This is a genomic window from Pseudomonas sp. LBUM1669 (assembly GCF_059695705.1).
Genome location: NZ_CP166786.1, coordinates 47,758 through 57,906 on the forward strand (window position 1 = coordinate 47,758; position 10,149 = coordinate 57,906).

At 55.5% G+C, this 10,149-nt stretch carries 11 protein-coding genes; all 11 read right to left on the reverse strand.

Annotated elements, in window-relative coordinates:
• Entirely contained in the window at window positions 1-924 is a 924-nt protein-coding gene (gene trbG, locus ACA051_RS31720) for a P-type conjugative transfer protein TrbG (RefSeq protein WP_497376085.1), read from the reverse strand.
• 19 nt (window positions 925-943) lie between these two features.
• The gene (locus ACA051_RS31725; protein WP_497376087.1) at window positions 944-1,624 is read right to left on the reverse strand and encodes a VirB8/TrbF family protein; all 681 of its coding nucleotides are present in this window, start codon (window positions 1,622-1,624) and stop codon (window positions 944-946) included.
• An 87-nt stretch (window positions 1,625-1,711) separates the two neighbouring features.
• Window positions 1,712-2,014 (reverse strand): hypothetical protein, encoded by a 303-nt coding sequence (locus ACA051_RS31730; protein WP_497376089.1) that lies wholly within the window; start codon window positions 2,012-2,014, stop codon window positions 1,712-1,714.
• A complete protein-coding gene (gene trbL / locus ACA051_RS31735; protein WP_497376091.1) occupies window positions 2,011-3,711 on the reverse strand; it encodes a P-type conjugative transfer protein TrbL in 1,701 nt (566 codons plus the stop codon). Before trbL ends, ACA051_RS31730 begins: the two co-directional genes overlap by 4 nt.
• A gap of 2 nt (window positions 3,712-3,713) precedes the next feature.
• Window positions 3,714-3,920 (reverse strand): hypothetical protein, encoded by a 207-nt coding sequence (locus ACA051_RS31740; protein WP_497376093.1) that lies wholly within the window; start codon window positions 3,918-3,920, stop codon window positions 3,714-3,716.
• The gene (gene trbJ, locus ACA051_RS31745; protein WP_497376095.1) at window positions 3,921-4,706 is read right to left on the reverse strand and encodes a P-type conjugative transfer protein TrbJ; all 786 of its coding nucleotides are present in this window, start codon (window positions 4,704-4,706) and stop codon (window positions 3,921-3,923) included.
• Window positions 4,675-7,206 (reverse strand): VirB4 family type IV secretion/conjugal transfer ATPase, encoded by a 2,532-nt coding sequence (locus tag ACA051_RS31750; protein WP_497376097.1) that lies wholly within the window; start codon window positions 7,204-7,206, stop codon window positions 4,675-4,677. The genes trbJ and ACA051_RS31750 overlap by 32 nt, the downstream gene beginning before the upstream one ends.
• Window positions 7,207-7,221: 15 nt before the next feature.
• Window positions 7,222-7,536, reverse strand: a complete 315-nt coding sequence (locus ACA051_RS31755) for a conjugal transfer protein TrbD (RefSeq protein ID WP_497376099.1) — start codon at window positions 7,534-7,536, stop codon at window positions 7,222-7,224.
• Window positions 7,536-7,991, reverse strand: coding sequence for a TrbC/VirB2 family protein (locus ACA051_RS31760; RefSeq protein ID WP_497376101.1), 456 nt, complete (start codon window positions 7,989-7,991; stop codon window positions 7,536-7,538). The genes ACA051_RS31755 and ACA051_RS31760 overlap by 1 nt, the downstream gene beginning before the upstream one ends.
• A gap of 11 nt (window positions 7,992-8,002) precedes the next feature.
• On the reverse strand, window positions 8,003-8,995 hold the full coding sequence (trbB, locus tag ACA051_RS31765; RefSeq protein ID WP_497376103.1) for a P-type conjugative transfer ATPase TrbB: 993 nt from the start codon (window positions 8,993-8,995) through the stop codon (window positions 8,003-8,005).
• Window positions 8,996-9,181: 186 nt separating this feature from the next.
• Window positions 9,182-9,433, reverse strand: a complete 252-nt coding sequence (locus ACA051_RS31770; RefSeq protein ID WP_497376105.1) for a helix-turn-helix domain-containing protein — start codon at window positions 9,431-9,433, stop codon at window positions 9,182-9,184.
• Between the last annotated feature and the right edge of the window lie 716 nt (window positions 9,434-10,149).

Sequence of the window (10,149 nt, forward strand, 5' to 3'; positions counted from 1 at the left end):
TCATTTGCCCTTGTGCGTAATGGTGACTTTGATTTGGTCACTGCCGACGCCTTGGATCAGGGCTGCACGGTCAATCACCTTGTCGACCACATAGCGGTCACCGATTGGGCGGTAGTTCACCAGCTTCATGCTTGGGTCCGAGAACAAGCCGCCATCGTTGCCAAGGGCTACCAGCGCCGGAGCCTCACCACCGAACGACGCCGATGAAAACTGGATGTAGGTTTTTTTGCCATCCGAGTAGACGCGAACAGGCTTCCAGCTCGGGCTATCACCGTCGATGGTAAAACCGAAGTCGAGGTTAGCCAGGTTCTCGCCGGTCGGCATCGTGTTGTTATAGGTCGTCTTGGCGCGCTTCTCGCGGTACTCGGCCCAAGCGCGATCAATCTGATCGGGATAATCGAAAGACAAAAACGGCATCCAGCGGTCTTGCGTGCTTACGAGCTTGATTGAGTACACACGGCGATCAGTCGGGATCGTCAGGCTTGTCGTCAAACCTGCATCCGTTGGCTTGACGATCACCAGCGTCGTATCGCCTTCCGCGTCGCCCTTGGACCCAGGCGAAATTTTCCAGCGCGCCTTGTCACCTACATGCACCTTGTCAGTGACTGTTTCGCCGGGCTCCAGCACGATGGTGCAAACCTCAAGCGGCGAACAAACGAGCGTCGGGAGCGTGGCACCAAAAAGATAAACCACACTTCCGTCAGCCCCGGTACGCGGCTTGTCGGGGTTGGACTTCCATTTACTGGCGAGGCGCAGCCCTTCCGCCTCTTTTGGATCGAGCTTGATGTTGTCATCGGACGACAGCAGTTGAAGCGATGGAAGCACTTCGCCTTGAGGGGCATCAAGCGCCGGTACGTTCTGAGCAAACACCGGCAGGGCAAGGAGGGACGCAGCCAAACCGGCGATCCACATAGTCTTTTTCATAGCGTTTTCTTGACCTGCACTAGTTGATGCGTTCATTCCACGAGAACTGATTTGCGTAGATACCGAACGGATTCAGGGTTATCGCGGCTTCTTCAGTTGGTGTCGCCACCTGTGTTTTTACCGTGGCCACGTAAGTAATTGGCTCACCAATTTGCTTGCCTGCAAGGGAGCGAATCGTTTCTGTCCATTCGATTTGCCACATATCCCCCCCGATCAGGCTTGCGCCGTGCCATGCCACTTCCACTGTTTCTTTTTGCGCTCGCAGGTACGGGTTTTGGTCGCGGTGATACTCCGCAAGTGCGGAATAAGCCGGGCTATCAGGGAAAGTCATCGCATACGTTGCACCGATGATTTGCTGTTGTGCCCGTGCGTCGGTATAGACAGTTCGCGCACCTGTGATCCACTGACGCAGACCGGCTTTCATTTGCTTTTCTGTAGGCTGTCCGGCCCGGTCTGCCCTGGCCACGCGAGTGACTTCGCCATAGCTATTGGTTTCAACGTAGTACGGCACGACCTTCTGTTGACCCGACACCCAGACCAAACCACTCGCAAGGATCAGCGACACGCCAAGACTACCGAGCGCGGCAAGCCGCCAGTTATTTGCGGCCGCGATATAGTCTGAGTAACGCTCATTCCATTCGCGCCGTGCCGCTATGTAGGGCGACTCCGGCGGTGAAGCCGGGGGTTTGTTTTTGCGCATGATCCCTCGCTAATCTTGATAGTCTCTAGGCTATATTATCAGCCAAAGGCGCCCCCCCTAGCAAGCGCTAGGAGAGGCAAAAAATGGTTATTTGTCCTGATTCGGCGGGGTTTTTTGTTCCAACTGTTCCCACAATGCGCGAGTGCGCTTGCTGCCTAGCAACGGAATGCGGCTCAAGCCTCGACTGAGGCCAATTAGAGAGCCCCCCAGCGGGTTAACCACCCGGCCGGTTACACGTTGAAACTTCCCGAAAACAACTGCCATCCGGTCGAGCAAATCGCCGTGCCCTTTGCGCCGGAGCCACTGACCCAGCGCCCAAAAAGCGATCCCGGTGACGAACATTCCGGCAAGTGGCAAGACAAAGGCCAGTACCTCATAAAGCGCGTTCACGGCTTATCCCCTTTGGTGTCAGCTTCTGAATCGGCTGTGCCGCCTGGAGCTTTAGGCGCCGCCGGAGCTTCTGCCGGACGAATCACGTTTTGCGTTTCGGTCCCTTGCACCTCCCCTTGCACTTCCATGTTGCTGTTATCACCGCTACCAGCGCCCGGCATTGGCTGCGGCGCACCGGCTCCCAACGACAACCCGGCGGCCCCTTCCATCCCAGGCACCGAGATTGCCGAGAGGATGCCAGCGCCTCGGGTCACCGCGTTCGCCACTTGATGCCCGGTAACGCCGCCGCTCTCTTTCGCCTCACCTGCTGGCTGTTGGGATTCTGATTGAGTCCCAAGCGAACTACCGCCGTCCACGTCGCCTTGTGGGGCCGACTGCGGCTGAGCAGAACCGGAATCATCGCTGTCGCCTTCGGCGGCCTTGCTGGCCTGCTTGGCAGCCTTTTGCACACCTTCGCTAACCTGCGACGTTGGAGCCGATCCGCTAGGTCCGCTTGCTGCATTGCTGCCGCCAAGTTTGGCCCCTGCGGACTTCGCGGCCGCGCTGCCACCAGTACCTGAGCCGAGGCTGGAACTACCCGCACCCATTTTGGCTACGGACGCACCAGAGCTCATCCCGCCAGTAGCACCCGCACCCGCACCCGCACCGGCACCGGAACCACCGGCAAAACTGGAGTTAATCGCTCCGGCCAAGCCACCCAGGCCGCTGCCGCCTCCCGCCGCACCGGCCGCCGCTGGAGCGGCTGCACCGGCTGTTGCAATGGTGGCCGCTGCTGCTGCGGCTCCGGCGACTGCTGCGGCTGCCATTGCACCCACATTTGAACCGCCGCCCGCCGAGGTGCCGCTAATCATGGCGGCGATCAATTCGGGGATCGTTTTAGCCAGATAGGCACAAGCCAGCGACAAACCAACCATCGTCCACATCGAGGCATCGTCAGCGTTCGCGTTGTAGGCAGCGGCCCAATCCTTCGCCGAGTCAATAATCAACCCAACGATCAACGTCAAAACAAACAACTTGGCACCCACGGAAACGGCGTAGCGAACGAGCGCCATTGCGTATTCCCGCGTCCACTGTGAAGCACCGAAGCCCATGAACAATGCCGAGGCGTTGATAACCACATAGGACTCAATGATGGTTAGGCCCATGAATGCGGCTATGAACGCGAAGCAGAGCAGAACAATCAAAGAGGAAATCGCAATCATGAAGGACGTGAGAGGGTTCCACGTTTCCACATTATCCATTGTGTTCGCCAGCTCTACTGCCGTGCCGAAAATGTCTCCCGGTTTCAATCCCGTAGAGCCTAGACCGGCAGCCGTTGCACCTGCCTGCCGAAAGCTGTTCACTACCGCTTCCGCCCAGTCGGCCGAAAACAGCAAAAGCGCATAGAAAAACCCGATCACCATGATGAACCGAATCAACTCACCGACTATTTCACCAAAGTCCGCTTGCCTGAAAACCAACGGGAAAAAAGTCCATACAAGCTGAATCGTCGCCAAGAGCCAAAACAGCCTTTGAGCGTATACCCGCAGCTTTCCATCCCACACGGCGGCGCTGTTTTTTACAAGATCGAGCAGCCCGGTAAATGAGCCGCTGGGATCGTGCAAGTCGGCTGCATGCGCCGCTGTTGTGAAGAGAATCGACGCGAGCGCCAGAAGCATGAACCACAGACGGAAATGTTTTTGCCCGCGCCTGACCATCCTCAATACTCCTTATTGCGGCCCGTGTTCACGGGGTCTGCATGACGAAACGTCTCGGCCGAACGAGCGGGAGGCTTGCAGTTCAATACTGCGGCCGCATCCGCCGAAGCCGTGCTGTTCATTTTGATAAAAACCGTCGTGCCCGCCGCGCTGACACCGGCCGAGACAATCAGATAAATCACCAGTGTTGATACCTTGAGATTAAGCACTCAATACTCCTTATAAGCCGCCGTATTTTTTAGGGTTCCACTGCGACGCTGCGCGCGCACGGCATCATCCAGGCCAGTGCGCTCCTGTTCTTGGGCCATGTAGTTGCCCTGCATCTGCATTTGCGTAGCCACTAGGTCGCGTAACTTCTGGAGTTGCTGCACGTTAGAAGCGGCAATTTCATTGCCTGCTTGAATCGCTTGTTGCCGTCCGACTGCTGACTGCGAGCGGGCCACCATTTGGCTAAGCTGCGCGTCTTCGTCAGCAAACGTACTGGTATTCATGTTCGCCGCTTCCATAGCGGTTTTTACGTTGGCCCGGCTACTGTCTGACCATTTTTCGTACCGATCCGGCATAGCCGATCCGCTGGCCTGTCCGCTGGACTGGACGAAATTTTGCAGGTACTCCTGATAGCTCGGATATTTCGTGTTGAACTGGGAGTCAAGGTTGGAAATATTCCGACCCAGCGCTTGCGAACGGTTATAGATGCTCGCCACGCGCTGCAAATCCGCTGTAACGCTGGAGTACATGCTGCTAGGCAATGAAGTGCCTTGTTGAACCATGTTGTTGTACTGCTGAATTTGCGTAGAAAGCTGCTCAGCCGTATTTAAAGCCGTGTTTACCTGTTCCACGTACTCGAACATCTGCTGATAGAACGTCGAGCAGTTAGCGCAGTAGATGGCGTATGCCGGAACCGGCATAACAGCAAATCCGACACCAAAAATTGAGGCAGCCAGCGCGGCCGATAACACGCCATTACGCAGCTTGTTGCGAAAGATATTTTTCATAGTCAACTCCCTTGTGATTCAACCAAAACAGCGGCCAGTCGCTGCCATGCTCTGCCATCATCCCCCGGACTTGCGCCAAGTCCTCCTTGCTGGATACGGCGACGAAGGCCAAGGCCAATGGGCCTAACCCCAGCTCAAACACGCGACGGCCAAGTGGCGATTTGTAGTAGTACATCCGCTTGTACTGGCCGTTTTTCAGGATGCTGATTTCCTTCGAATTCAGGCCAAACATGGTGTAAAGGTCTGCCGGGCCGGGCGTGTCTTTGGTGCCGTGCAAATGTGCCTCTTTGTTCGGCAGCAGGATTTTGGTCGGGCATTGTTCCAACAGCACATCGAGCAGGCCGGAATTCACGGCATCCGAAAGGCTTTGCGTGGCCATGATGACCAAGCAATTTTTCTTACGCAGTTCCTTGAGCCATTCACGCACTTTCTCGCGGAATACAGGGTGGCCCAGCATTACCCAGGCTTCATCGAGCGACAGCATGGCGGGCTGGCCAGTCAACGACCGTTCAAAGCGACGGAACAGGTAGAGCAGCACCGGAATAGCGTTCGACTCGCCCATTTTCATAAGGTCGTCAATTTCGTACACGGTGTAATCGCTGGACTTCAAGGCATCTTCCTTGCCGTCGAGCAAGTGGCCCATCGAGCCGCTGATGGTGTAGTGGTTGAGCGCTGCGCGTACTTCGGCGTCCTGCACTGTCGTGACAAAATCGGTCAGCGACCGGAATTCGCGTGGAGCTTCCCGCAGTAAGTCCATTGCCTTGTGAACGGCCAATTTCTGCGCCGGGGTGATTGGCTTTTTCGCTTGCAGTTCGTAGCAGGTAATCACCCATTCTTCGGCCCACAGGGCTTCGGATTCGCTGTCAATGTCCACAAGCGGAGTCAGCGCCGGGGTGTCCGATTCATCGTTGCCAATGTCGTAGTGAATCCCCCCGGTCGCCTGACAAAGCGTGTAGAGCGACCGGCCTTTATCGAACGCTGTGATGGTCGCGGGTGCCCGCTTGCCATCACGACGCTTGCGGCCGCGATAGCGTCGAAATTGAGCGTGCAACATTGCGAGCAATGTCGACTTACCGGCACCTGTCGGGCCAAATACGAGGGTGTGCCCGACATCGCTAACGTGGAGGTTCAAGCGGAACGGTGTAGCGCCCGTGGTGACCGTGTGCATCAATGGCGGCGAGCCTTCAGGATACAAGTCACACGGGTTTTCACGTAGGCCCGGCCATGCGCTGGCCAACGGCAGCAGATCGGAAAGGTTCAGGGTGTGAACAAGTGGACGGCGCACGTTCGGGTAGGTCTGACCCGGCAGCGAACCTAACCATGCTTCCAGGGCGTTGACCGACTCGATTCGTGCAGCAAAACCTTTGCGCTCAAGCTCTCGCTTGACGTAGCGCGATTGTTCTTCGAGGAACGACCGATCTTCGTGCATCAACACGATGACCGGCGTGTAGTAACCGTAAGCCACCAACCCCGATTTAGCGTCGTTAATGGCCACTTCGGTTTGGTTCGACATATCCAAGGCATCAGTGTTAATCATGCCTTTCTGCGACTTCATCACCTGCGACCAGAAGCCACGGATTTTCTGTTGCCACTTCAACCGGTAGCGATTGAGCGCGGCCACAGCCTCATGCTGTTCAAGGAAAATAAAACGACTCGACCACCGATAGGCCATCGGCAAGCCATCGAGCATATCGAGAATTCCGGGGAACGAGTTACCCGGAAAACCTTCGATAGCTACGCAGGAAATGAACTTGTCGCCCAGCTTTGGCGTATCTCCGGGCCACAGCTCAGGAAAACCCATCCACGCATCAAGGTACATAGGGCAATCAGGGATGCGCAGAGCGATGGGCTCATTGGTCACAGTGAAGTGCAGGTAGTTGACCAGTTCGTCACTGTCGTAGGTTTCTTCGTAAGCCTCATCACCACGGCCAATGGTTTGCGTGATGGAGATAGTTCCCATCCGGCGCATGTGAAGCAGATCGCCCAAGCCATCGTGCAAGTCGCCGATCTTTTTCTTGAATTCAGCCAATAGCCGGTCGCCTGGACTGGAATCGTCGCGGCCATCATCGTCGTACACCATTTCGCCCAGCTTCGAGCTACGGCGCAGCGGCGGCAGATACTGCAAAATCAGAGCGTATTCAGTTTCAAAGAGTGCGTTTTTTGTTTCAAACGCCTCACGCCTTTCGGCGTCAATGAGTGCCGTAATAGGCTCAGGGTAGTGCGACTCACTGGCGTCAGGATAACCCGGCGATGCCAAGCGAGCCGCGTCCGTCCAAGTGGCCCAACCAGAGCCGAACCTAGCTAGGTAGTTGTTCACCATCGCCGTGAGGTAGTTCCGTTCTGACGCTGTAGCAGAAGCCGCATCGTCACCCCGGAAGAAAAAACCAGCCATCAACGAGCCGTCTTTGCCCTGTACGATCCCTTCGTCAACGAGGGAAGCGTAATTGAGCAGATCAGGCAGCCCAGCGGCCTTGCTGCGGAATGGCTGTAACGCAAGCATTCCCCGCTCCTTGTCTCAGTAGATTCGTGGCGACTTTGCCACTCGGTAAGGCCGAGAAAACGGCCCGTAGTAATGCCCATACTTGAGCTGTCGAATGTAGACCTTTGATAGCTCCGGGTCGGCCTTCGCCATTTTCCGCAGGGCGTAAACGCATACCATCCAAAGCAAACCGCCGATGACGGTCGCCACGAGGTTAAGGGCCGACACGATCAGCCCGCCCGCAACGAGCATGGAGAAAAGCATTAACTCGCGCTCCCCGCCCATGATCTGTTGCGGCCGGTGTAAGGCCCGGTGAAAAGGCGTCAAACGACGCACTTCCGAGCCTTCCATTACTTGCTCCCGAAACCGGTGATTGTCGCTGCCTGGGCTTTCGCCAGATCGACAGCACTGATAACCGCGTCAGCAGGAATCACCGCGCCGGAGAACATCGCGCCAGTCAACAGGGTATTGGCGAAAACGATGACGCAGACCACCAGAACCACGTAGATGATTCGGCGTGTGAACTCGGAAACTTCACCACCCCAAATCAGGGTCGCACCGCAAGCGATGATGCCGAGAAGCGCGATCACGAAAGCGACCGGCCCGCTGATGGATTGTTTCAGTTTGTTCAATGGTCCTTCCCATGGAAGACCTGCACCACCACCGGCTGTTGCGTCGGCTGCATGGGCCGGGTTGATGACACCAAAAAGAAGGACCAAAGCAACGACGAACAGCAAGAAAGCCGGGCTTAACAGGGCGGCGCGAGCCTTGAGCGCAAACGGGGAAACCGAAGCGTTAGCAATCATTTGATTTTTCCTTAGATGGGTTGTGTTAAATATTTCTTGCCGTCATGGCCAATGACTTTGACGACTTCCTTGATGCGCCGACTGGTGGCCGTTTTCTCAATCGAAACGATCAAGTTAACGGCCTCCGCGATAAGCGCTTGCATCGGCGCTGCGGTGGCTTCTCCCACCAATTGCTCCATGCGGATCAGCCCCGCATCCGCCGAGTTTGCGTGAACCGTTGCAGCCCCTCCGGGGTGCCCCGTGTTCCATGCTTTGAGCAAGGCCAACGCTGCACCGTCGCGAACTTCACCGACGACAATGCGGTCAGGCCGAAGACGCAACGTAGCCTTGAGTAATCGGGTCATATCGACCAGATCGGTAGAGCGCAAAATGACGGTATTGGCCGAGTTAACCTGTAGTTCCCCGGTGTCCTCAATGACCACCAAACGGTCAAGCGGAAACGCCTCGTTGATGTCATCAATGATCGCGTTTGTCAGGGTTGTTTTCCCGGTGCCCGTACCACCGACGACAAGGATGTTTTTGCGATTGCGCACCCCCCATTGGATAGCCTCGAACTGCGCGGGGGTCATGATTCGACTGGCCACGTAATTTGGCAGTGTGAACACCTCTCCCGCTTTTTTACGAATGGCAAAGGTCGGAGCGGCAACCACAGGGGGTATCAGCGCTTCAAAACGCGCACCCAGGAACGCGGGCGGTAGCTCACATTCAAGAATGGGATTTTCGGCAGTGATTTGTGTTTTCAGTGTCGAGGCGACCGTACCCATCAAGGATTCAGCCTGCGACGCGAGCATGTTACCGATGTGCTTCATCGGCTCGCCAAGTCGTTCAACCCACAGCATCCCGTCCGGGTTGAGCATGATTTCAATTACACGGGAGTCATCAAGAAGCAATCCGCAAACCAAAGGCCCGAATTCGCGCTTTAGCTTTTCAGCAATACGCCTTTCGTGCTCAGTCCGGTTTTGAGAAATGCTAGAAAGCCCCGGCACGGCGGCCAAATCGTTCATCCCTTTTGTACCCTTTTGGTAGCTATTAGCCAGCATCATGCCATTACGGCGAATGATAGTCCACAGGCTATAAGCATTGCAGGGGCAATGATAGGCTACAGACTATAAAAGGTACAAGCGGAATAACTCGCAGAATGAGAAAGCCCCGCTCGATGGCGGGGCTTCAGATTTCTTCACAGGTAAGCTTTACGGGACGAGCAGTTGCCAAAGTGGAACATCGACTACGTGAGCCAGGGCGGCCATGTTGTCGATGTTGATTGCGCTCTGACCGGTTTCAACTTCGCTTATCCACGATTGTGCAAAGCCTGTCTTATCGTTGATTGCGCGTTGAGTAAGGTTCGCTTGCTTTCGTGCTTTTCGAAAATTTCGAGCAAAGATCAGTCGCTCAGCTGATGCTGTCTTGTGTTCGTGTTCATCGGTGTCGCGTCGTGTTGTCATTTGCCGTGGCACCCCCTCCTCAGCCCTGCCAAAAAAATAACGCCAAAAATCAGACGGGCGTGACGTATTTCAGACGAATAAAACTTGATATTTATCTAAAATAGGGTGCCTTAACAGCGGCTTATTGTCTATGAATATCAAAAAGCCATCGTTGGGGTATCCTTCCGTCGAGCTGGCTGTGAAGGGGTGACTAGCGCAGGCGAAGCCTAGTCTGTCAGCCCTTCACAGTCAGCCGCTGCCGCAGGCGACCTTTTCCGAACCTCTCGCGGTGTGTCAGTAGATCATAAGAAGGCACATTTCCCAGGCCCTTTAAAACCGGGCCTCTCAGCGATGGGGTTCGTTCACTCTAGATGAACAGGGGTTCGTTCACCATGAAAGAACAGGGTTCGTTCATCCAGAATGAACAGGGTTCGTTCACCTAGATGAACGAACCCCTGTACACCGCTGTTAGATATCTCACACTGGTGAACGAACCCTCGTTCAAACGGGCAGACCTGTGCGATATCTGACAGGGATGAACGAACCCTCGTTCATGGCGAACGCATTTAAACCGACTTGTTAGATATCTCACAGGCGTGTATGGGGGTTCGTTCATCTAGGTGAACGAACCCCCCCTGCAAAAGCCAGCAAAAAGACATCATGGACTTGATTATAGCTCGCGAGTGTTGTTAAGTATCTAACAGGATGCACGGCATAACTAACACAGCGAGTAGCGT